Source organism: Rhizobium sp. 01N447_2 (genome assembly GCF_056399245.1).
In genome coordinates, this window is the sequence record NZ_JBFTQY010000013.1 from 31,758 (window position 1) to 52,536 (window position 20,779).

The 20,779-nt window shown below is 60.4% G+C and carries 22 protein-coding genes; 11 read left to right on the top strand and 11 right to left on the bottom strand.

Going from position 1 to position 20,779, the window contains the following annotated elements; all coding sequences use genetic code 11:
* Positions 1 to 33 precede the first annotated feature (33 nt).
* Positions 34 to 492, bottom strand: coding sequence for an RDD family protein (locus AC1ECN_RS10370; protein ID WP_011651295.1), 459 nt, complete (start codon positions 490 to 492; stop codon positions 34 to 36).
* Positions 493 to 773: 281 nt separating this feature from the next.
* The gene (gene hemB, locus AC1ECN_RS10375) at positions 774 to 1,787 is read right to left on the bottom strand and encodes a porphobilinogen synthase (RefSeq protein ID WP_477952924.1); all 1,014 of its coding nucleotides are present in this window, start codon (positions 1,785 to 1,787) and stop codon (positions 774 to 776) included.
* A 231-nt stretch (positions 1,788 to 2,018) separates the two neighbouring features.
* Between hemB and AC1ECN_RS10380 the strand changes: the two genes are divergently transcribed.
* From AC1ECN_RS10380 to AC1ECN_RS10415, 8 genes are all read left to right on the top strand, one after another.
* Entirely contained in the window at positions 2,019 to 2,456 is a 438-nt protein-coding gene (locus tag AC1ECN_RS10380; protein WP_024321169.1) for a DUF6163 family protein, read from the top strand.
* A gap of 128 nt (positions 2,457 to 2,584) precedes the next feature.
* Entirely contained in the window at positions 2,585 to 3,100 is a 516-nt protein-coding gene (ldtR, locus tag AC1ECN_RS10385) for a transcriptional regulator LdtR (RefSeq protein ID WP_003547156.1), read from the top strand.
* A 443-nt stretch (positions 3,101 to 3,543) separates the two neighbouring features.
* Complete coding sequence (locus AC1ECN_RS10390) at positions 3,544 to 4,845, top strand: L,D-transpeptidase family protein (protein WP_075224211.1); 1,302 nt, start codon at positions 3,544 to 3,546, stop codon at positions 4,843 to 4,845.
* A gap of 54 nt (positions 4,846 to 4,899) precedes the next feature.
* Complete coding sequence (locus tag AC1ECN_RS10395) at positions 4,900 to 5,028, top strand: hypothetical protein (protein WP_018070507.1); 129 nt, start codon at positions 4,900 to 4,902, stop codon at positions 5,026 to 5,028.
* Between the two features lie 33 nt (positions 5,029 to 5,061).
* Positions 5,062 to 6,360, top strand: coding sequence for a serine hydroxymethyltransferase (glyA, locus tag AC1ECN_RS10400; RefSeq protein WP_018070506.1), 1,299 nt, complete (start codon positions 5,062 to 5,064; stop codon positions 6,358 to 6,360).
* Positions 6,361 to 6,369: 9 nt separating this feature from the next.
* Positions 6,370 to 6,846, top strand: coding sequence for a transcriptional regulator NrdR (gene nrdR / locus AC1ECN_RS10405; RefSeq protein WP_003547190.1), 477 nt, complete (start codon positions 6,370 to 6,372; stop codon positions 6,844 to 6,846).
* Positions 6,847 to 6,849: 3 nt separating this feature from the next.
* On the top strand, positions 6,850 to 7,971 hold the full coding sequence (gene ribD, locus AC1ECN_RS10410) for a bifunctional diaminohydroxyphosphoribosylaminopyrimidine deaminase/5-amino-6-(5-phosphoribosylamino)uracil reductase RibD (RefSeq protein WP_130661329.1): 1,122 nt from the start codon (positions 6,850 to 6,852) through the stop codon (positions 7,969 to 7,971).
* Positions 7,971 to 8,582, top strand: coding sequence for a riboflavin synthase (locus AC1ECN_RS10415; protein ID WP_130661330.1), 612 nt, complete (start codon positions 7,971 to 7,973; stop codon positions 8,580 to 8,582). The genes ribD and AC1ECN_RS10415 overlap by 1 nt, the downstream gene beginning before the upstream one ends.
* A gap of 121 nt (positions 8,583 to 8,703) precedes the next feature.
* On the opposite strand, the gene rfbA is transcribed toward AC1ECN_RS10415, so the two are convergent.
* The 9 genes from rfbA to AC1ECN_RS10460 all read right to left on the bottom strand — a co-directional run bounded on the left by rfbA (position 8,704) and on the right by AC1ECN_RS10460 (position 17,105).
* On the bottom strand, positions 8,704 to 9,573 hold the full coding sequence (gene rfbA / locus AC1ECN_RS10420) for a glucose-1-phosphate thymidylyltransferase RfbA (protein WP_130661331.1): 870 nt from the start codon (positions 9,571 to 9,573) through the stop codon (positions 8,704 to 8,706).
* A 10-nt stretch (positions 9,574 to 9,583) separates the two neighbouring features.
* On the bottom strand, positions 9,584 to 10,471 hold the full coding sequence (gene rfbD / locus AC1ECN_RS10425) for a dTDP-4-dehydrorhamnose reductase (RefSeq protein ID WP_130672340.1): 888 nt from the start codon (positions 10,469 to 10,471) through the stop codon (positions 9,584 to 9,586).
* Between the two features lie 3 nt (positions 10,472 to 10,474).
* Positions 10,475 to 11,530, bottom strand: coding sequence for a dTDP-glucose 4,6-dehydratase (gene rfbB / locus AC1ECN_RS10430; RefSeq protein WP_130661333.1), 1,056 nt, complete (start codon positions 11,528 to 11,530; stop codon positions 10,475 to 10,477).
* Positions 11,531 to 11,536: 6 nt separating this feature from the next.
* Positions 11,537 to 12,115, bottom strand: a complete 579-nt coding sequence (gene rfbC, locus AC1ECN_RS10435; protein ID WP_477952929.1) for a dTDP-4-dehydrorhamnose 3,5-epimerase — start codon at positions 12,113 to 12,115, stop codon at positions 11,537 to 11,539.
* A 23-nt stretch (positions 12,116 to 12,138) separates the two neighbouring features.
* The gene (locus AC1ECN_RS10440) at positions 12,139 to 14,115 is read right to left on the bottom strand and encodes a CgeB family protein (RefSeq protein WP_477952979.1); all 1,977 of its coding nucleotides are present in this window, start codon (positions 14,113 to 14,115) and stop codon (positions 12,139 to 12,141) included.
* A gap of 257 nt (positions 14,116 to 14,372) precedes the next feature.
* Positions 14,373 to 15,179, bottom strand: a complete 807-nt coding sequence (locus AC1ECN_RS10445; RefSeq protein ID WP_020397443.1) for a hypothetical protein — start codon at positions 15,177 to 15,179, stop codon at positions 14,373 to 14,375.
* A gap of 316 nt (positions 15,180 to 15,495) precedes the next feature.
* The gene (locus tag AC1ECN_RS10450; RefSeq protein ID WP_018070498.1) at positions 15,496 to 16,011 is read right to left on the bottom strand and encodes a GNAT family N-acetyltransferase; all 516 of its coding nucleotides are present in this window, start codon (positions 16,009 to 16,011) and stop codon (positions 15,496 to 15,498) included.
* A gap of 27 nt (positions 16,012 to 16,038) precedes the next feature.
* A complete protein-coding gene (locus AC1ECN_RS10455) occupies positions 16,039 to 16,542 on the bottom strand; it encodes a cupin domain-containing protein (protein ID WP_024321161.1) in 504 nt (167 codons plus the stop codon).
* Positions 16,543 to 16,745: 203 nt separating this feature from the next.
* Entirely contained in the window at positions 16,746 to 17,105 is a 360-nt protein-coding gene (locus AC1ECN_RS10460) for a hypothetical protein (protein WP_477952932.1), read from the bottom strand.
* Between the two features lie 346 nt (positions 17,106 to 17,451).
* Between AC1ECN_RS10460 and ribH the strand changes: the two genes are divergently transcribed.
* From ribH to AC1ECN_RS10475, 3 genes are all read left to right on the top strand, one after another.
* On the top strand, positions 17,452 to 17,907 hold the full coding sequence (gene ribH, locus AC1ECN_RS10465; protein ID WP_018070495.1) for a 6,7-dimethyl-8-ribityllumazine synthase: 456 nt from the start codon (positions 17,452 to 17,454) through the stop codon (positions 17,905 to 17,907).
* 3 nt (positions 17,908 to 17,910) lie between these two features.
* Entirely contained in the window at positions 17,911 to 18,393 is a 483-nt protein-coding gene (nusB, locus tag AC1ECN_RS10470) for a transcription antitermination factor NusB (RefSeq protein ID WP_017959878.1), read from the top strand.
* Positions 18,394 to 18,591: 198 nt separating this feature from the next.
* Positions 18,592 to 20,730 carry a sodium-translocating pyrophosphatase gene (locus AC1ECN_RS10475; RefSeq protein WP_026170779.1) on the top strand — a complete coding sequence of 713 codons (2,139 nt, stop codon included), beginning with the start codon at positions 18,592 to 18,594 and terminating at the stop codon, positions 20,728 to 20,730.
* Positions 20,731 to 20,779 lie beyond the last annotated feature (49 nt).

Below are 20,779 nucleotides of genomic sequence, written 5' to 3' on the forward strand. Positions count from 1 at the left end.
CCTAGTCTCAGTTTGAGTCTCTCAGCCAAAGTCTCAGGCTGTGCGCACCGTCACCGTGCCCACAAGCAGGTCGTGGATGAGACGGCTGCGTTCGATAAACAGGCCGGCAAGCAGAATGAGCGGCGTCAGCACCGAGTTGAGGATCCAGAACAGTGCCAGATGCACGATCGCTGTCATGAAATCCATCGGCCGTCCGTCGACACGCACGATCGCTATCCCCATCGCGCGCATGCCGAGCGAGGCCTGGCTCGGCCCGCCCACAGTCAGGCCGAAGTAAATGCCGGCGACGATGACGAAGAGGGCAGGGTAGAGAAAGAAGCCGAGCCCGAGCGTGACGATCGACAGGAAGAACAGCACGATCGCCGCGGGAATGCACAGCAGCGCCACGATGACATAGTCGAGAATGAAAGCGAAGACCCGGCGGCTCAACACGCCGCTATAGGCGCGCCAGTCCTCCGGTGCGGCATAAAGCGGATTGGGGTTGTAGCTCATCTCAATCTCCTCAGGAAAAGCGATGCMGCTGATATGGTATCGGCAGGGCAAAATGCAATAATCTGCCCCAGATGCGGATGGTTTTAGGCCGGATCGGCCTAAAACCATCCGCATCTAAATCAAAGAAATGGAGCATGATGTCGTCCGAAAACCGCGGACACTTTTCGGCATCATGCACTACAGCGCCGCGCGTCTTTTGAGATGCGCAAAGGACGCTGTAGCACTTTGAATCGCTGCATAATTTTATCCTTAAATCGATTCCGATTTATGGAATTATGCAGTCACCGCTTTGCGAGAATTTTCGCCACTTCGACTGCAAAATAGGTGAGGACACCGTCGCATCCCGCCCGCTTGAACGACAGCAGCGTTTCGAGCATCGCCCGCTCGCCATCGATCCAGCCATTCMTCGCCGCCGCCTTGATCTGCGTATATTCGCCGGAAACCTGGTAGGCGAAGGTCGGCAGGCCAAAGGCCTCCTTCATCCGCCAGCAGATATCGAGATAGGGCAGGCCGGGCTTGACCATCAGCATGTCGGCGCCTTCCTCGACGTCGAGGGCCGCGTCGCGGATTGCCTCGGTGCCGTTGGCAGGGTCGATATAATAGGTCTTCTTGTCGCCTTTCAGCAGCCCGCCCGTCGAGATCGCCTCGCGATAGGGACCGTAGAAGGCGGAGGCGAATTTGGTCGCATAGCTCATGATGCCGACGCTCTGGTGGCCGGCCGCATCGAGCGCCATGCGGATCGCGCCGATGCGTCCGTCCATCATCTCCGACGGCGCGATGATGTCGGCGCCGGCATCCGCCTGCATCACGGCGGCGCGCGCCACCTGGTCGACCGTCTCGTCGTTGACGATCTCGCTGCCTCTGAGGATGCCGTCATGGCCGTGGCTGGTGAAGGGATCGAGCGCGACGTCGGTGATGACGCCGATATTAGGCACCGCCTTTTTGATCGCCGCCGTCGCCATGTTGATCAGGTTGTTGGCCTCGAGGCTGTTCGAACCGGTCTCGTCGCGCAGTTCCATTTCGATATTTGGAAAGGTGGCAAGCGCCGGAATGCCGAGGCCGGCGGCTTCCCGCGCGGCTTCCACGGCCTTGTCGATGCTCATCCGGTTGACGCCCGGCATGGCCGGGATCGGATCGATGATGCCAGAGCCCGGCACGATGAAGATCGGCCAGATCAGGTCGTCGACGGTCAGCCGGTTCTCCTGCACCAGCCGGCGTGTCCAATCCGCCTTGCGGTTGCGCCGCATGCGGCGATGACCGGTGATGTCGTCGACGAGATGCGTCCTGTCCTGCATGATATCTGTCCTTGGCCCATTCCATTTATCGGAGCGCTCATTATCATGGCGCCTGGAAAATCCAAACCGGACGATTGGCCGCGGCGGAAAAACCTCTGGCGCATAACCCCGAAAATCGGAGTGGATTTTCGGGGTTATGCGCCAACTCAATGCTATAGAGCGTCCTTGGCGCGTCTTGCCAGACGCTCGGGCGCCCTTGTGAAGATGCAACCCCAAACCGATGTCTGCGCTATGGAAACCGATTCCCCGACGATACCGAAACGCACACTGGCGGATATCCTCTTCATTCTCTTCCTGAGACTGGTTGCCGTATCCTGCTTCTGGTTCGGCCTGCAATATTGGGCGATGCTCGTCGGCTATTCGCTGGTCGGCGCCGGTCGCTTCGATCTTTTGAGCCTGCCGTGGAAGGTGGCGAGCACCAGCCTCGCCGTGCTCTTCCCCGTCGCCTCCCTCGGCCTCTGGCTCACCGTCTCCTGGGGACCGGTCATCTGGGTGCTGGCTGCCGGCGGACAAATCCTCATGTATGGCCTGCTGCCGGATATTTTCGGCCCCAACCAGATGATCATCCTGTTGCATGTCATGGTCGCCGTCGTCTACTTGATTTTCCGCCTGCTGCTGTGGCTGGAAAAGCGCCGTCACCGCCGCCAGGTAAGTGTTGATTTACCCTGAGACAACGTGGGGTTACCGGTAAGGCTCCGTTAAGCCTGCGGTTTAAGTCGAATTTTATATGTATTCGATAGGGTCTCACTCAAGGCGGGAAGAAAACACACCGCCAAACAAACAGTGAGGCAGTCAATATGAACACGAAAATCAAGCCGCAGGCGGTATCGACCTTCCGTGACCAGCAGGACCACGACATCCGTGATCTTTACATGGAATCCCTTCATCTCGTTGAACGTCTGCACCGTCGTCTTCTCGACGTCATCAAGGACGAATTCGACCGTCAGGGTCGCAGCGACGTCAACGCCATCCAGGCGCTGCTCCTTTTCAACATCGGCAATTCCGAGCTAACCGCCGGCGAGCTGCGCTCGCGTGGCTACTATCTCGGCTCCAACGTCTCCTACAACGTCAAGAAGCTAGTCGATCTCGGCTTCATCAACCATCAGCGCTCGCGCATCGACCGCCGCTCGGTCCGCATCAGCCTGACCGAAACCGGCCAGGACATCGCCGAAACGGTGGCCAAGCTTTACGAACGCCACATCGCCTCGATCGACAAGGTCGGCGGCATCGGCACCGACGAGTTCACCCAGATGAACAAACTGCTCCAGCGTCTGGACCGTTTCTGGAACGACCAGATCCTCTACCGTCTCTAAGACCCCTGACCTCCTTTCAGGGTCGCAGAAAATCGGACGTGTTCCCTGCACGTCCGATTTGCCGTTTGCATCCGCGTGGCATCTTTGCAACGCATGGCAGGCAAGCACAAAGGCCTGTATTCAAGCCGTTTTTTAGCCGTTATTAACCGGCACGCTTTACCCCATCATATGCTTCGTCGCGTCCTGTTTCCGGCAGTCGGCAGTCTGCCTTCCGGCCCGACAACACGAATTGGCCATATTGGTGTGGCAGCGGAAGGCTTAACAACCGGTGCTTTCAATGTGCCGATCAGGAATGCTCAGGCTGTCGCATCGCAATCTTGTGATGGGGCAAGCGGAATTTTTTGATGCGCCGGACAACGAATGGACTGGGATCTGCGTTAAAGCGCAGTGATATCGCAAAGAACCGCGGCATTTCTTTATCGCCGCAGTCAGTGGTTGGGACTATGTCGAAGAAAAACGGAATTGAAGCTCTCTCGCGCCGCGCCTTCCTTGCGTCTGCGGCAACGGTTGGCGCCAGCGCGCTTGCCGCGCCGGCATTCGCGCAATCGGCGCTCGATACGCTGATCAATGCGCCGCGCCGCGGCAACTGGGACGACCAGTTCGACGCCAAGGCGGCTTCGCGCACGGCAAACGCCATGGTTTCCAACACGCCGATCCTCGGCCCGCAGTCGGTCGCAAGCGCGCAGCAGGCGATCATGCAGTATCAGCAGATTGCCGCAGCCGGTGGCTGGCCTGAGGTCAATCCCGGTGATCAGCGCCTGCAGCTCGGTGTCAGCTCTCCCGCCGTCCAGGCGCTGCGCCAGCGTCTCGCGATCACCGGCGACCTGCCGCGCGAAGCCGGCCTGTCCAACGCCTTCGATTCCTATGTCGACGGCGCCGTCAAGCGCTTCCAGGCGCGTCACGGCCTGCCGGCCGATGGTGTTCTCGGCGAATTCACGCTGAAGGCGATGAACATCCCCGCCGATGTCCGCCTGCAGCAGCTGAACACCAACGTCGTCCGTTTGCAGACCTTCCCTGAAGACATGGGCCGCCGTCACCTGATGGTCAACATCCCGGCCGCCTATGTGGAGGCTGTCGAGGACGGCAGTGTCGCGACGCGCCACACCGCGGTTGTCGGCCGCCTCAGCCGCCCGACGCATCTCGTCAATTCGAAGATTTACGAGGTCATCCTCAATCCTTATTGGACTGCGCCGCGCTCGATCGTTGAGAAAGACATCATGCCGCTGATGCGCAAGGATCCGACCTATCTCGAAAAGAACGCCATCCGCCTGATCGACGGCAAGGGCAATGAAGTCGCCCCCGAGACCATCGACTGGAACGGCGAGGCGCCGAACCTGATGTTCCGTCAGGACCCCGGCAAGACCAACGCCATGGCGTCGACGAAGATCAACTTCTACAACAAAAACGGCGAGTATATGCACGACACGCCGCAGCAGGGCCTGTTCAACAAGCTGATGCGCTTTGAATCGTCGGGCTGTGTCCGCGTCCAGAACGTGCGCGACTTGTCGAACTGGCTCTTGCGCGAGACCCCCGGCTGGAACCGCCAGCAGATGGAGCAGGTGATCGCAACCGGCGTCAACACGCCGGTCAAGCTCGCCACGGAAGTTCCGGTCTATTTCGTCTATATCTCCGCCTGGGGCATGCCCGACGGCATCGTCCAGTTCCGCGACGACATCTATCAGATGGACGGCAATGCCGAGCTGGCGCTCGACACCACGGCTGGCATGGAACAGCCGGTCCAGTAAGCGGCGACCTCTGCATCGCAATTTGAGAACCGCGCTTTCGGGCGCGGTTTTTTTATGTCCGAGGAGACGCTCCTCGATGTGGTCGCCAAGTATCGGCGCGGCGCGACCGCAAAAGAGCGTGAGCGCGCGCTTTGCTCAGCAAATGTCGTTCTTCGTATTGCCCTCGCCACGGCGGAAGGCTAATACCTCAGCGCATTCCAGTTGAGGAGCCCGCCCATGACCAATGCTTCCACCGAATCCTTCTTCAATCGCTCGCTTGCGGACGTCGATCCGGACATTTTCAGCGCGATCGGAAAGGAACTCGGTCGCCAACGGCACGAGATCGAACTGATCGCTTCTGAGAACATCGTCTCCCGCGCCGTGCTGGAAGCCCAGGGCTCCATCATGACCAACAAATATGCCGAGGGTTATCCCGGCAAGCGTTATTACGGCGGCTGCCAGTTCGTCGATATCGCCGAGGAACTGGCGATCGAGCGCGCCAAGAAGCTGTTCGGCGTCAATTTCGCCAACGTCCAGCCGAATTCCGGTTCGCAGATGAACCAAGCCGTGTTTCTGGCACTGCTGCAGCCGGGTGACACCTTCATGGGTCTCGACCTGAATTCGGGCGGCCATCTCACGCATGGTTCGCCGGTCAACATGTCCGGCAAGTGGTTCAACGTCGTCTCCTACGGCGTGCGCGAAGGCGACAACCTGCTCGACATGGATGAAGTCGCCCGCAAGGCCGAGGAAACCAAGCCGAAGCTCATCATCGCCGGCGGCACTGCCTATTCCCGCATCTGGGACTGGAAGCGCTTCCGCGAGATCGCCGACTCGGTCGGCGCTTACCTCATGGTCGACATGGCCCATATTGCCGGCCTCGTTGCCGGTGGTGTTCATCCGTCGCCATTCCCGCATTGCCATGTCGCGACAACGACGACCCACAAGTCGCTGCGCGGCCCGCGCGGCGGCGTCATCCTCACCAATGACGAGGATCTGGCGAAGAAGTTCAATTCGGCTGTCTTCCCGGGTCTGCAGGGTGGTCCGCTGATGCACATCATCGCTGCCAAGGCTGTTGCCTTCGGCGAGGCGTTGCAGCCGGAATTCAAGGACTATGCCGCCCAGGTCGTCAAGAACGCCAAGGCGCTTGCCGAAACGCTGATATCGGGCGGCCTTGACGTCGTCTCCGGCGGCACCGACAACCATCTGATGCTGGTCGACCTGCGCAAGAAGAACGCCACCGGCAAGCGCGCCGAGGCAGCTCTCGGCCGCGCCTACGTCACCTGCAACAAGAACGGCATTCCCTTCGATCCGGAAAAGCCCTTCGTCACCTCGGGCGTGCGCCTCGGCGCACCGGCCGGCACGACCCGCGGCTTCAAGGAAGCCGAATTCCGCGAGATCGGCAATCTGATCGTCGAGGTTCTCGACGGCCTGAAGGTCGCCAATTCCGATGAAGGCAACGCCGCCGTCGAAGCCGCGGTGCGCGGCAAGGTGGTTAGCCTCACCGACCGCTTCCCCATGTATGATTACTTGGGATAAGGAGCAGGGATGCGCTGCCCCTATTGCGGTTCGGAAGATACCCAGGTCAAGGATTCGCGCCCGGCGGAGGACAACACATCCATCCGCCGGCGGCGCATCTGTCCGGATTGCGGCGGCCGCTTCACCACGTTCGAGCGCGTGCAGCTGCGCGAGCTGATGGTCATCAAGAAGACCGGCCGCAAGGTGCCCTTCGACCGCGACAAGCTGGTGCGCTCCTTCGAAGTGGCGCTACGCAAACGCCCCGTCGAGCGGGACCGCATAGAGCGCGCCGTCTCCGGYATCGTCCGGCGGCTTGAAAGCTCCGGCGAGACCGAGATCTCCTCCGAGCAGATCGGCCTTCAGGTGCTGGAAGCCATGAAGAGCCTCGATGATGTCGGCTTCGTGCGCTACGCCTCGGTCTATCGGGATTTCTCGCTTGCCGAGGATTTCGAGAAAGTCATTTCCGAAATCAACGCCAAGATCGCCCGCGACCCGCTGGACAGGTGAGCCATGAGCATCACGCCGCATGACGAACGTTTCATGGCGGCGGCGATCCGTCTGTCGCGCTGGCATCTTGGCCGCACTGCCACCAATCCTTCCGTCGGCTGTCTGATCGTCAAGGACGGCGTCATCGTCGGCCGTGCCGTGACGGCGCTCAGTGGCCGCCCGCATGCCGAGACGCAGGCGCTCGCCGAAGCCGGCGCGCTCGCCCGCGGCGCCACCGCCTATGTGACGCTCGAACCCTGCTCGCATCACGGCAGGACGCCGCCCTGCGCCGAGGCGCTGATCGCCTATGGCGTTGCCCGCGTCGTCATCAGCGTCACCGATCCCGATCCGCGTGTCTCCGGCCGCGGCATCGGCATGCTGCGCGAAGCCGGCATAGAGGTGGATGCCGGCGTGCTGGAGACGGAGGGCCGGCAGTCGCTTGCCGCCTATCTCACCCGCCAGACGAAGAACCGGCCCTATGTGACTCTCAAGCTTGCCGTTTCCGCCGATGGCATGATCGGCCGCCACGGGGCAGGGCAGGTGGCGATAACAGGCCCGGAGGCTCGCGCCCAGGTGCAGGCGCTACGCGCCGAAACCGATGCGATCCTCGTCGGCATCGGTACCGCGATTGCGGATGATCCGCTGCTGACTGTCCGTTCGCCAGGTCTTGAATCGCAATCGCCGATCCGCGTCGTCCTCGATCCTTCCCTGGCATTGCCGCTGACCAGCAAGCTCGTCGGGACGGCGCGGGAGGTGCCGGTCATCGTGGTGGCGAGTGAGGAAGGATCATTGTCGCAGGCAGAGGGGGATATCGCATCCACAGAGATGGAATCTCGCCGCGCAGCCCTCGAAGCCGCCGGCGTCGAGGTCGTCCATTGCAATCCCTATCATCCGGAAGTCCTGCTGCCGGCACTCGCGACTCGCGGTATTTCCTCGCTTCTGGTCGAGGGTGGCGCAAAAACGGCGCGGCTTTTCCTTGAGGCTGGCGTCGTCGACCGCATCCAGCTTTATCAGGCGCCTGTTGTCATCGGCGAGGGCGGTATTGAATCTCCGCTTGATGCAACCGACATACCATCGGGTTTTGCCCATACGGGCACGCTGATGTTCGGCGGCGATCGCCTGGACGAATACGAAAGAGGGCTTTGATGTTCACCGGAATAGTCACCGATATCGGCACGGTCGAATCCGTTTCCCCGCTGAAGGAAGGTATCCGGCTGCGGGTCGCGACCGCCTATGATCCCTCAACCATCGACGTGGGCGCCTCGATCTCTCACGCCGGCATCTGCCTGACTGTCACCGCCCTTCCGACCGAGGGCAGCAACGGCCGCTGGTTCGAGGTCGAGGCCTGGGAAGAGGCGCTGCGGCTGACGACGATCGGCACCTGGCAGGAGGGCAGCCGCGTCAATCTCGAACGGTCGCTGAAGATCGGCGATGAACTCGGCGGCCACATCGTTTCCGGCCATGTCGACGGCAAGGCGGAAATCCTCTCGGTGACTGCAGAGGGCGACGCCACGCGCTACCGTCTGCGCGCGCCTGAACATCTAGCGAAATTCGTCGCCCCCAAGGGTTCGATTGCACTCGACGGCACCTCGCTGACGGTCAATGCGGTCGACGGCACGGATTTCGACGTGCTGCTCATCCGCCACACGCTCGAGGTGACCACCTGGGGCGATCGCAAGGCCGGCGATTTCGTCAATTTCGAAGTCGACACCATGGCGCGTTACGCCGCCCGGCTGGCGGAATTCCCAAGCACCTGAATCAAAAACCTGTAACCGTTTCCAGGGTCACGCCACGACTGGCATGCTGGGCGCGGAACAACATCGGGCGCTCGTCGACGCATCCAACTGCACGTCTGCGACGCGGCGCCGGCCCGATAGCTCACCAATCCGGGGACAGCTTCGTAAGATACTGGCCGTAGGCGCTCTTGCCGAGCTTCTCCGCGAGCTTGGCGAGGTCGTTCTGCGAGATGTAACCCATGCGCCAGGCGACTTCTTCGGGGCAGGCGATCTTGAAGCCCTGGCGTTTCTCCAGCGTGCTGACGAAACCTGCGGCATCGAGCAGGCTGTCCGGCGTGCCGGTATCGAGCCAGGCATAGCCCCGGCCCATCAGCTCCACGAAGAGCTGGCCGCGCTCGAGATAGGTGCGGTTGACGTCGGTGATTTCCAGTTCGCCGCGCGGGGATGGCTTCAGGTTGGCGGCGATATCGACCACGTGCTGGTCGTAGAAATAGAGGCCGGTCACCGCCCAGTTCGATTTTGGCTTCTTCGGCTTCTCTTCGATCGACAGCGCATTCATCTTTTCGTCAAAGCCGACAACGCCATAGCGTTCCGGATCGGTGACGTGATAGGCGAACACCGTCGCGCCTTCCCGCCGACTCGTGCCCGATTTCATGATTTCCGGCAGTCCGTGCCCGTAGAAGATGTTGTCGCCGAGAACCAGTGCCGAGCTGTCGCCGTGCACGAAGTCGGCGCCGATGATGAAGGCCTGGGCGAGGCCGTCCGGGCTCGGCTGCACGGCGTAGGTCAGCGAAATTCCCCATTGCGAGCCGTCGCCGAGAAGGCGCTTAAAGGCTTCGACGTCGTGAGGCGTGGTGATGATCAGCAACTCCCTGATGCCTGCGAGCATGAGTGTCGTCAGCGGATAGTAGATCATCGGTTTGTCGTAGACCGGCATCAACTGTTTCGAGACGGCCTGCGTGATCGGATGCAGACGCGTGCCTGTGCCGCCGGCGAGAATAATTCCCTTCATGCCCATCTCCTTAAAGACCCTTGTTCAAAAGGTCTTGCATGACAATCGCCATGGACGGCTTCCACTCCGGGAGCCGGATTCCATATGTTCTGGCGAGCTTGTCGCCGTTGAGACGTGAATTGGCGGGACGCTTGGCCGGTGTCGGATAGTCCGCCGTCGGGATGCGCTCGACGCCGACGTTTCTACCGCCGGATTTATGAAGCTCCGCGAATATCTCTTCGGCGAAGTCCGCCCAACTTGCTTCGCCGCTGCCGGTCAGGTGAAAGGTGCCGCGGAGCGATGGCTCAGGGTCCGCTACGACACGGGTTGCGATCGCAAGAATCGCGTCGGCGATGTCGAGTGCCGAGGTCGGGCATCCTGTCTGATCGGCGACAACGCGAAGATGATCGCGCGTCTCGGAAAGCCGCAGCATCGTTTTCAGGAAGTTGGCGCCAAAGGGCGAATAGACCCAGGCGGTGCGCAAGATGACGTGGTTCGGGTTCGCCGCCGCGACGGCCTCCTCGCCCGCGAGCTTCGAACGCCCATAGACGGAGATCGGCGCCGTCGCATCCTCTTCGGAATACGCGGAGGCCCTGTCACCGCTGAAGACGTAGTCGGTCGAAATGTGGATGACCGGGGCGCCGATCCGCGCAGCAGCCTCGGCAACCGCCCCGGCGCCTGCCGCGTTGACGGAAAAAGCAAGCTCGGGTTCGCTCTCRGCCTTGTCGACCGCCGTATAGGCGGCGGCGGAGACGATCACATCCGGGCGCAGAGCCGAGAAGGCGGCTGCGATGCTTGCAGGATCCGCGAGGTCCATTTCCGGGCGCCCGACCGCGCTGATTTCGACGCCCATTTCGGCGCCACGTCTGAGCAGCGACTGAACGATCTGGCCCTGTTTGCCGGTGACGGCAATGCGCATCGCTTATCGTCCCTTGAAAACGCCGAGGCGTTCGCCGGAGTAGACGTTTTCGCGCAGCGGCCGCCACCACCATTCGTTTTCCAGGTACCAGTGCACGGTCTTCTCGATGCCGGTTTCGAAGGTCTCTTGCGCCTTCCAGCCGAGTTCGCTTTCGAGTTTGGAGGCATCGATCGCATAGCGTGCGTCGTGTCCGGGGCGGTCCGTGACGTTGGTGATCAGACGTGCATGCGGTCCCCTGTCACTGTAGACGCCGTCGAGAATAGCGCAGATGCGATGAACGACATCGATGTTCCTGCGCTCATTGCGGCCGCCCACATTGTATTTTTCGCCGGGGCGCCCTCTGGATGCGATCGTGAAGAGCGCGCGGGCGTGGTCTTCGACATAGAGCCAGTCGCGGACATTCGCGCCATTRCCGTAAACCGGAAGAGGCTTGCCCTCCAGCGCGTTCAGGATCATCAGCGGAATGAGCTTTTCGGGGAAATGGAACGGGCCGTAGTTGTTGGAGCAATTGGAGACGACGACGGGCAGGCCGTAGGTTCGATGCCAGGCGATCGCCAGATGGTCGCTGGCGGCCTTGGAGGCAGAGTAGGGCGAGGACGGATCGTAAGGCGTCGTCTCCTCGAAGAGGCCCTCGTCGCCGAGCGAGCCGTAGACCTCGTCCGTCGAGACATGCAGAAAGCGGAAGGCGCTCTTGCGGCGAGCGTCAAGCTCATCCCAATAGTGCCGTGCGGCATCCAGCAGGCTGAATGTGCCGACGATGTTGGTCTGGATGAAATCGGCCGCGCCCAAGATCGAGCGGTCGACATGGCTCTCGGCCGCGAGATGCATGACGATATCAGGGCGGAAGGACGCGAATGCTTCCTGCATCCTGGCGCGGTCGCAGATGTCGGCGCGCAGAAATTGATAGTTCGGCGCCGATTCGACGGATTTTAGTGACGCCAGATTGCCGGCATAGGTCAGCGTGTCGACATTCAGGACCTCGGCGCCGATCTCGCCGACGAGATGACGCACCAATGCCGATCCGATGAAGCCCGCTCCGCCCGTGACCAGGATGCGCATCGTCGATCAATCCCTGGGTTGCTGTGTTGAATAGGAAAAATGGCTTGGCAGATCGGTGAGCCGCGGCAGCGTTTTGTCCTTGTCGGACGATACCATGTCTCTCTCATCGAAGGGCCAGCGGATGCCGATCGCCGGATCGTTCCACGCGATGCCCCGATCATGCTGCGGGCTGTAGGGTGCGGTTACCTTGTAGCTGATGACGCTGTTCGGCTCGAGCGTTGCGAATCCGTGTGCGAATCCGGCCGGTACCCAGAGCTGCATGCCGTTTTCCGGCGAAAGCTCCTGAGAGAGCCATTTGCCGAAGCTCGGTGATCCCTCGCGGATATCGACGACGACATCCATGATCCGGCCGGCAAGGCAGCGCACCAGCTTGCCCTGTGCGAAGGGTGGTATCTGGAAATGCAGCCCCCGGACGGTGCCGGTCTGCGCCGAAAGCGATTCATTGTCCTGGATGAACGTGACGTCAGCCACATTTTCCCGGAACCAGGCATCCTTGAATACCTCGGAGAAGTAGCCGCGGTGATCGCCGAAGCGTGGCGGCGTGATCGCAACGATGCCCTCGATGGCCGAAATCTCAATACGCATGACTTACCTTTTTGCGGCCTTCATCAAGCGCCCGCCCTCATGACGCTCATCAGCATGTCCGCCTGCGAGCGGCTCTGCATGGCCGCAAGGCCCTTCGCGGCAATGGCATCGCGCTCGTCGGCATTTGCGATCAGCTTGTAGCAGCGCTCGATCATGTCGTCATAGGGCTCAATTGCCAAGCCGCCGATGAAGGACTGGAGGTCCGGATCGCGGATGTCGCCTTCCGTCAGCACGCAAACGCGATTGGCGAGCAGATAGGAAATGCGCACGATCTCGAAGACGCCGCTCGCATAATGATGGATGTTGATCACGATCTTGGCGCGGGCAATCGCCGCATCGCGTTCCGCGCCATAGATGTTGAAGAGGTGCTCGACCTTGAGCCCGCCGTCCTTCAGCGTCTTCAGGATATGGTGGCGGCGTTCGTTCATCGAGCCGTAGAAGAGCACGTCGATATCTTTGACGGCGGCGTGCTGTATCTGGCTGAGGCAGCGGCTATAGCCGATTTCGAGCACGCCGGCGTGATCAATGCCCTTGGCGGCGAGATTTTCCCGGTTGCGCGGGCTGTAGTCGAGAACCGGAAACGACTTCAGGATCGAGGTGTAGCGCGAATTGATCCAGATGCTTTCTTCGGACACCTGCTCGAGATTGATGATGACGCTGTCCTTCGGCAGATGGCTGACGATTTCGGCGGGGAGAAGATTGCCGCCATAGATGATCGGCGCACGGCCGGCGAATGCGTTCATGTCCCGGGTGATCGGTGCCGAGCCGCCGAGTTCCTCGAAGGCGCCCTGTAGGCCAAGCGCGACTTCGTCGAAGGCGTGGCTGTGATTGTAGTTGTCGGGCGTCACGATCCAGATGCAATGACGGTCCCGGTGTGCCTGCCATCCGCCGGCAAAGGGCTGCAACAGGTTGCGCAGCTGCTGGTCGATCTTCGGCGCGGCTGGTACAGCGGGCCTTTCCGTCCGCACCGGCTGCTGCTGTACCGGGGAAGCGCCTGACGCCTGCTGGGCATAGGCGCGCATCAATTCGCGGCCACCGATAAATTGGCCGCGCGGCATCCAGCCGGGCGGATCATCAGCCCCCCAGATCAGGTGCGGCTGCTTGATGAGCGGCTGGCGACCTTGCTGCCACGAGGTCAGGAGAGCCTCGTCACGGCTCCGCAGAAAAGCTTCCTTGGCGGCGAAGAGGCCATGCAGCATCCGGCCGAGGCGGACGCCGAACTTCCACTCGAAATCGGCAGGCGCCGGCACGAAGGCGGCGATCTTCAATCCTTTGGCAGCAGCTTGCTGGACATAGAGCCCGAGCAGGCGCTCGATCACGAAGGGACGCATCGTCGCGTTGGCGTCGCGTGAATAGTGCGCCGAACCGGCATAGGCAGTGCCCGCCGGCGTGCCGAGGCGCGCTTCATTTTCCAGCGATTCCAGAATGCATTCGCAGAAGGCGAAATATCCGGACCAGAACTTCCTGTTGCCGCAGAAATAGTTGCAGAACGCGAAGGCAGTTTTGTCTTGTGGCGGTGCGATCGGATGGCCTAGCTCCTGGATATGCAGGAAGATCGGGTCCATGCCGGGATRACCGCCAAGCAGCGAATGTTCCCAGACGTTGCTGTAGATCGCCGCGTGGCCGATCAGCGGGTTGTAAAGATAGGCGTCCGCACCTTCTGCCCTGGCCTTTTCCGCCTCCGTGACAAAAGACGGAAAACTCGTCACCGACTTCATCTCGAATTTGCTGGAGAGAAGCCCCCAAAACACGTCGTCACTGAGGCCGATCGCCTCGTGATGCTGATGCAGGGTGAGGAAGAGTTCATATTCGCGGGTCGTAGCCTGCGTATTGAACGAGATGTCGAGCGGCATGGCAGCCGCATCGAGCTGGCTGCGCTGCGAAGGATCGAGATAAGGCTGATAGACAATGACGGATCCCGTGCCGGCAGCCTTCTCCGTGAGAAGCGCCAGATCAGGAAGACCGGCCGGCAAAGAAGAGGTGGGCTGATTGATCGTCAAGGTATGTCCTTCGCGAAGGGCTGCCGTCTGCATGGGAAATCCGCAGAACGGCAATTCGAGCCTGTTTGGTGTCTACTATTTGAGGTGAAGCTTGCGCCACACTGTTCGCAGAACTTTCGCTGGTCAGCCTGGAGGGGGTGTGGGAGCTCGACCATCCGTGGTCAGTCTTCTCTAGCCAGCTTCATTGGCTCAGCCGCTTCTGCTGCCAGTATCCGCAAAGAGTTGCGATGTTACGTTTGGAATTGGGCCGCCTCGGTTCATACGCCGCTTTTATAGACCCCATCATTCGATACGGTAGCTATTTCTCCGAACAAGGACCCAGGTAAGCTATTGCCATAGAGTTCGGCTATTCGTTTGATGAGAAGATAGCTTCCCAGACGCTCCTGGCAGAATGAGATCGCACGTTTCTGCACGGGGTCTTCGGCTTGAAACGGTTGATATCGTTTCGCAAATTCAAAAGACGGCGCCACAAGGCGCACAAAAGTCTCCAGCCACCAGTCCGTCGGATACGTGCCGAGTTCAATGCCTCCAGGAACGAAAGTGCTGGAATTAAAAAAATGCAAAGCTTCGGCTTGGGTTAAAGTGTTTGCTTCGATTGAAAACGCTGTATATCTCAGGAAGTCAACAATATTGTGGAAGCGTGCATAGTGTTGAGATATATTATGGAGATTTAACGGCCGAGGCAGGAAGAAGTTTTCTGTAAAAATCGCCGGATTCTCCGGCTTTGTGACTTCTACTTCTTCTGAAGTCGTTGTATTCATCCCGGGATATTCGGGATTAGGTGTTCCGATTTTTAGTCGTGTTAAAAATTTACGATACTGCCAGATGGTAATGTTACGAGGCTTTGTTGATTCTTCGGAAACGACTTTCGCGATTACGATCGTTCCCAGCGATCCTGACAATTTAGCGTGAAGCTCCTCCGGCTCGCTGAAAAAATCATAGCCGGCAATGACATCCATTCCCTTGTTTTCCAAAGGAGGTTTAGAATTGAGCCATATGATTTTCGCGCCCTCGGGAGGAGGGTAGCTCGGCAAATCCTTGTGGCAAACAATGAAAATGGTCATATTTGTGATCAGCCTCTTATCGATGGGGAGTTTCTGCCGGCTGCAATTACCACACGGCTCGCCCGTCAATGCTTAGTTGTGTCAAGGTGGCGGACGTCAGTATTCCGAGCGTTTCTGCCTCTTGTCAGCGACTCTAAAGCGCGTTCCTTGCGCGTAGCAGGTGCGAAGCCCGGACCCATCCGGGGATGAAGTCGGGTGCCGCAAGCTGAGGTCGTCGATATCCTTTTGCTTAAACTTGCTGTTGCTGCTGGCGATATCGGCAAATGTCAGCAAGCCCGCAATGGCGCGCGCTATGTTTCCCGCTTGGTGGAATTCCCTAACGCGAAAACTGAATGATCTCGCCGTTGTACTGAGTGCGCGCCGTCTCGCCGAAGCCGAGCTTGGCTGCGACCCGCAGCGAGGCCTGGTTCTCGGGACTGATGATGCAGCTCATTCGTTTTTCGGGAAAATGCGTTTCCGCCCAGCCGATCAGGACGGTCAGCGCCTCGGTGGCATAACCGCGGCCGTGCGCCGAAGGCATCAGCGCCCAGCCGACCTCCATCGTCCCTTCGATCGACGGTTCCATCTCGCGCCTGGCTTCCAGGAAGCCCGCTTCGCCGATGAACCGGCCGCTCTCCTTTTCGACGATCGCGAGAAAGCCGAAGCCCATATGATGCCACATGCCGGCAAGGCGCAGCATGCGACTCCAGCTCTGCTCGCGCGTCGACGGCACGCCGGTGATGAAACGCACGACATCCTCGTCCGCCCATAGTGCCGCATGTGCGTCGAAATCGTCGAGGCGGTGAGGGCGAAGCGTCAGACGCGCCGTTTCGAGGGTCGGAATGTCGGTCACGTCGGGTCCTTGTGAAAAAACACATCCTCAGGCGCCGGGCTCGCCGTCCCAATAGTCGAGATCGCCTTCCGGCCGTCCAATGTGGCGGAAGCGCTTGGTTTCTGCATTGTCCCTGTTCGTCTTGGCAAGGAACTTTCCGGAATCGGGATATTCGACGATCTCGGTCTTCGCCATCGTCGAAATGCCGAGATAGACGAGTGTGGCCGTGCCGGTATTGATGATCTGGTGCGCCGTTTCAGGCCCGCCGGCCGGCGCGCCGAGCGTGTCGCCCGCCTTGATCGCATGGCGCGCGTCGCCGAATCGGTATTCGCCGGTACCCGCGATCACGTAGAAAAGCTCGTCTTCGACATGGTGATTGTGGAAGGGACAGCTCGATTTGCCCGATGGTACCTCGTTGTAGCTGATGCCGAGGCCGGCAAGGCCCAGAAGCTTGCCGAACGAGGTGTCGGCGCTTTCGTAGAATTCGCCCTGTTTCCAGTGGTCGAGCTTGAGATCGGCGGTATTGATCACCGCTTTTGCTTCCGTCGTCATGATAGCCTCCTGTTGCAGGAGGAGAAACTATCATCACGCCGGAAAATTCAATGCTTATCTCGGAAATCCCCGGCATGGGCGGAGAGGAGCCCGCCGCCCATGCTTTGAGCGCCGCGCGTTCAATACGCTGAGACGCTCGATCGCTTCCAATCCCACGCATCGCCCAAAAATCGATCCGATTTTCGGGGTATGCGCTGGAGCCGTCAACGAACGTAGAAGGTCAGGCTTCCATCGGCCGCCTGCTCGGCATTGACGACGTTGCGAATATTGACACCCTCATTGTTGAGCCGGTGGGCAAGCGACCTGTTGGCATCGATCGACGCCTGGATGCCGCGGATAGCCTCGCCGGAGCGTTGCGGTGCGGAGTGTGGGCCGCTCGTCTCGTCGTCGAAGTTGCGCCAGTTGTAAACCTCCTGGACATTGAAGTCATTGCCCTGGAAGGTCCGGAGCGTCTGCTCGATGCCCTGGGCGGTATTCATCCCAAKGCTTTCGGCCCGGCTGACGCCGGCAAAGGCGAGGGAGGAGAGGGCTGCAGCGATAGTGATGGTGAGAACGCGGTGCATGATTGTATCCTTTCATCTGCTTAGACGGTCGGCTGTCGTTGCAGGGGATCGTCTGCGTCACGACATGGAATTGGCGTTCTCCCATTCGCGATTCAATGGGTTAAGCCACTGAAAATCCATTAAGAATTGTTCATGAAAACTGCCTTCGAATTGCCGCTTTCCAGGTGTCCGCGAAAGCTGATTTCAGAGGCTTGCCCAGCTGTGCATACAGGGCGCGGTTATCCCCTTGCAGATATTTCCTCTTTCCCATTGCGGCATCGGGCGAAATTGCTTGCCATTCGGACGAAGGCATGTTTTGACCGCGGGCTGCCGAGCGGGTAAATGTCCCGCCAACCGAAGGTGAACCATGTCGAGAGAGACCGCTCCCCATATTTTGATCGTTGAGGCCCGCTTCTACGACGACATGGCCGACGCCCTGCTCGAAGGCGCGACCTCCGCATTGACGGAGGCCGGCGCCACCTTCGAGGTCGTAACCGTTCCCGGCGCACTGGAAATTCCGGCGGCGATTGCCATGTCGCTTGATGGAGACGACAATGGCGGAACGCATTATGACGGATATGTCGCCCTCGGCATGGTCATTCGCGGCGAGACCTATCACTTCGATATCGTGTCGAATGAATCCTCGCGCGCCTTGATGGATCTCGCGGTCAGCGAGTCCCTTGCCATCGGCAATGGTATCCTGACCGTCGAAAACGACGAACAGGCTTGGGCGCGCGTGCGCCGCTCGGAAAAGGACAAGGGCGGATTTGCCGCTCGTGCAGCTCTGACCATGATCGAGCTGAAGCAGAAACTGGGTGCATAACGAATGAACGACGACAAGACGGAACGGCCGGTCAAGACTGCGAACCAGCGGGGCGCTGCCCGTCTTGCTGCCGTTCAGGCACTGTATCAGATGGATGTCGGCGGCACGGGCGTTTTGGAAATCGTCGCTGAATACGAGGCGCACCGTCTTGGTCAGGAAATCGATGGCGCGACTTATCTAAAAGCCGATGCCGCCTGGTTCCGTTCCATCGTCTCCGGTGTCGTGCGCGATCAGGTTCGCCTCGATCCGTTGATTGCCGCAGCCCTGCAGGATGATTGGGCCTTGTCGCGCCTCGACAGCACCGTGCGCGCCATCCTGCGCGCCGGCGTCTTCGAGATCACCGACCGCAAGGACGTTCCGGTGGCGGTCATCGTCACCGAATATGTCGAGATCGCCCAGGCCTTCTTCGATGACGATGAGCCGAAGCTCGTCAACGCCGTGCTGGACCGCATCGCAAAGCAGGTCCGCGGCGAGGCGAAGAAATAAGTCTTTAGCCGCCAAACAATCCCCCTGCGTCTTTCTTCGCACCGCAATGGTTTTCGCCCGTTGCAGTCTTGACGCCACGTGATCGACCACGCAATCTCCGCACCGCTTAGCTGTGGCATTTCTGTGGAGAGGAAGGCGATTCGGCGGCGTATCTGCCGGAGAAGGAGTGAGCTCCGGCCTTTGGGAGGAAAGAGCGAAATGACGATTCTTTTATGCGTAATCGCATGCGGTCTGCTCTCGGTGGTTTATGCCGCCTGGGCAACCCGGTCGGTGCTTGCCGCCGATCAGGGCAATAGCCGCATGCAGGAGATCGCGGGCTATATCCGCGAAGGCGCTCAAGCCTATCTGACGCGCCAGTACAGAACCATTGCCATTGTCGGCGTTGTTGTTTTCATCTTAGCCTGGCTGCTTCTTTCCGCCGAGGCTGCGATCGGTTTCCTGATCGGCGCCGTGCTTTCCGGTGCTGCCGGTTTCATCGGCATGCACGTCTCCGTCCGCGCCAATGTGCGCACCGCTCAAGCGGCTTCCGTCAGCCTTTCCGCCGGCCTCGACATCGCCTTCAAGTCGGGTGCGATCACCGGCATGCTGGTGGCTGGCCTGGCGCTGCTCGGCGTCTCCATCTACTATACGGTATTGACCGTCGGGCTCGGCCATGAGAGCGGCTCGCGCGAAGTCATCGATGCGCTGGTGGCGCTCGGCTTCGGCGCGTCACTGATCTCGATCTTCGCCCGTCTCGGCGGCGGCATCTTCACCAAGGGCGCCGATGTCGGTGGCGATCTCGTCGGCAAGGTGGAAGCCGGCATTCCCGAAGACGATCCGCGCAACCCGGCAACGATCGCCGATAATGTCGGCGACAATGTCGGCGACTGCGCCGGCATGGCTGCCGACCTTTTCGAGACTTATGCGGTTTCGGTCGTCGCCACCATGGTTCTTGCCGCGATCTTCTTTGCCGGCGCGCCGATCCTCCAGTCTGCGATGGTCTATCCGCTGGCGATCTGCGGTGCCTGCATCATCACCTCGATCATCGGCACCTTCTTCGTCAAGCTCGGTTCGAACGGCTCGATCATGGGCGCTCTCTACAAGGGCCTCATCGTCACCGGCCTACTGTCGATCGTCGGCCTTGGTGCTGCCACCTCGCTCACCATCGGCTGGGGATCGATCGGCTCCGTCGGAGGCGCCGACATATCAGGCGCGCACCTCTTCTTCTGCGGCATCATCGGCCTCGTCGTCACCGCGCTGATCGTGGTGATCACTGAATATTATACCGGCACGGGCAAGCGCCCGGTCGTCTCGATCGCCCAGGCCTCGGTCACCGGCCATGGCACCAATGTCATCCAGGGTCTGGCCGTCTCACTGGAATCGACGGCACTGCCGGCGATTGTCATCGTTGGCGGCATTCTCGCCACCTACCAGCTCGGCGGTCTGTTCGGCACCGGCATTGCGGTCACGGCGATGCTCGGCATCGCCGGAATGATCGTCGCGCTCGACGCGTTCGGACCGGTGACGGACAATGCCGGCGGTATCGCCGAAATGGCGCATCTGCCGCCGGAGGTGCGCAAATCCACCGATGCGCTCGATGCCGTCGGCAATACGACCAAAGCCGTCACCAAGGGTTATGCCATCGGCTCCGCCGGTCTCGGCGCCCTGGTTCTCTTCGCCGCCTACTCCTACGACCTCAAATATTTTGCGGCGAATGGCGACAAGTTCCCTTATTTTGCCGGTATCGGCGAAATTTCCTTCGATCTTTCCAACCCTTACGTGGTGGCGGGATTGATTTTCGGAGGTCTCATTCCCTACCTCTTCGGCGGCATCGCCATGACCGCCGTCGGCCGGGCGGCCGGCGCGATCGTCGAGGAAGTGCGTCGTCAGTTCAAGGAAAAGCCCGGCATCATGCAGGGCACGGAAAAGCCGGATTACGGCAGGGCGGTCGACCTTTTGACCAAGGCCGCCATCCGCGAAATGATCGTGCCGTCGCTGCTGCCGGTGCTGGCGCCCATTGTCGTCTATTTCGGCGTGCTGCTCATCTCCGGCTCCAAGGCCTCCGCCTTTGCCGCCCTCGGCGCATCGCTGCTCGGCGTCATCATCAACGGCCTCTTCGTCGCCATCTCGATGACATCGGGCGGCGGTGCTTGGGACAACGCCAAGAAGAGCTTCGAGGACGGTTTCGTCGACAAGGACGGCGTGCGCCACATGAAGGGTTCGGATGCGCACAAGGCTTCCGTCACCGGCGATACCGTCGGCGATCCCTACAAGGATACCGCCGGCCCCGCCGTCAACCCGGCGATCAAGATCACCAACATCGTCGCGCTGCTGTTGCTCGCCGTTCTCGCCGGATAAACAAGACCGCCGGCTTGGCGTGGTACAGTTCACGCAGAAGCAGAGGCCA

What these genes read in the sequence shown, in the direction of transcription:
- AC1ECN_RS10370 (WP_011651295.1), bottom strand. Translation starts at nt 492, where the DNA reads ATGAGCTACAACCCCAATCCGCTTTATGCCGCACCGGAGGACTGGCGC.
- AC1ECN_RS10380 (WP_024321169.1), top strand. Translation starts at nt 2,019, where the DNA reads ATGGAAACCGATTCCCCGACGATACCGAAACGCACACTGGCGGATATC.
- ldtR (WP_003547156.1), top strand. Translation starts at nt 2,585, where the DNA reads ATGAACACGAAAATCAAGCCGCAGGCGGTATCGACCTTCCGTGACCAG.
- AC1ECN_RS10390 (WP_075224211.1), top strand. Translation starts at nt 3,544, where the DNA reads ATGTCGAAGAAAAACGGAATTGAAGCTCTCTCGCGCCGCGCCTTCCTT.
- AC1ECN_RS10395 (WP_018070507.1), top strand. Translation starts at nt 4,900, where the DNA reads ATGTCCGAGGAGACGCTCCTCGATGTGGTCGCCAAGTATCGGCGCGGC.
- glyA (WP_018070506.1), top strand. Translation starts at nt 5,062, where the DNA reads ATGACCAATGCTTCCACCGAATCCTTCTTCAATCGCTCGCTTGCGGAC.
- ribD (WP_130661329.1), top strand. Translation starts at nt 6,850, where the DNA reads ATGAGCATCACGCCGCATGACGAACGTTTCATGGCGGCGGCGATCCGT.
- AC1ECN_RS10415 (WP_130661330.1), top strand. Translation starts at nt 7,971, where the DNA reads ATGTTCACCGGAATAGTCACCGATATCGGCACGGTCGAATCCGTTTCC.
- rfbA (WP_130661331.1), bottom strand. Translation starts at nt 9,573, where the DNA reads ATGAAGGGAATTATTCTCGCCGGCGGCACAGGCACGCGTCTGCATCCG.
- rfbC (WP_477952929.1), bottom strand. Translation starts at nt 12,115, where the DNA reads ATGCGTATTGAGATTTCGGCCATCGAGGGCATCGTTGCGATCACGCCG.
- AC1ECN_RS10445 (WP_020397443.1), bottom strand. Translation starts at nt 15,179, where the DNA reads ATGACCATTTTCATTGTTTGCCACAAGGATTTGCCGAGCTACCCTCCT.
- AC1ECN_RS10455 (WP_024321161.1), bottom strand. Translation starts at nt 16,542, where the DNA reads ATGACGACGGAAGCAAAAGCGGTGATCAATACCGCCGATCTCAAGCTC.
- ribH (WP_018070495.1), top strand. Translation starts at nt 17,452, where the DNA reads ATGTCGAGAGAGACCGCTCCCCATATTTTGATCGTTGAGGCCCGCTTC.
- nusB (WP_017959878.1), top strand. Translation starts at nt 17,911, where the DNA reads ATGAACGACGACAAGACGGAACGGCCGGTCAAGACTGCGAACCAGCGG.
- AC1ECN_RS10475 (WP_026170779.1), top strand. Translation starts at nt 18,592, where the DNA reads ATGACGATTCTTTTATGCGTAATCGCATGCGGTCTGCTCTCGGTGGTT.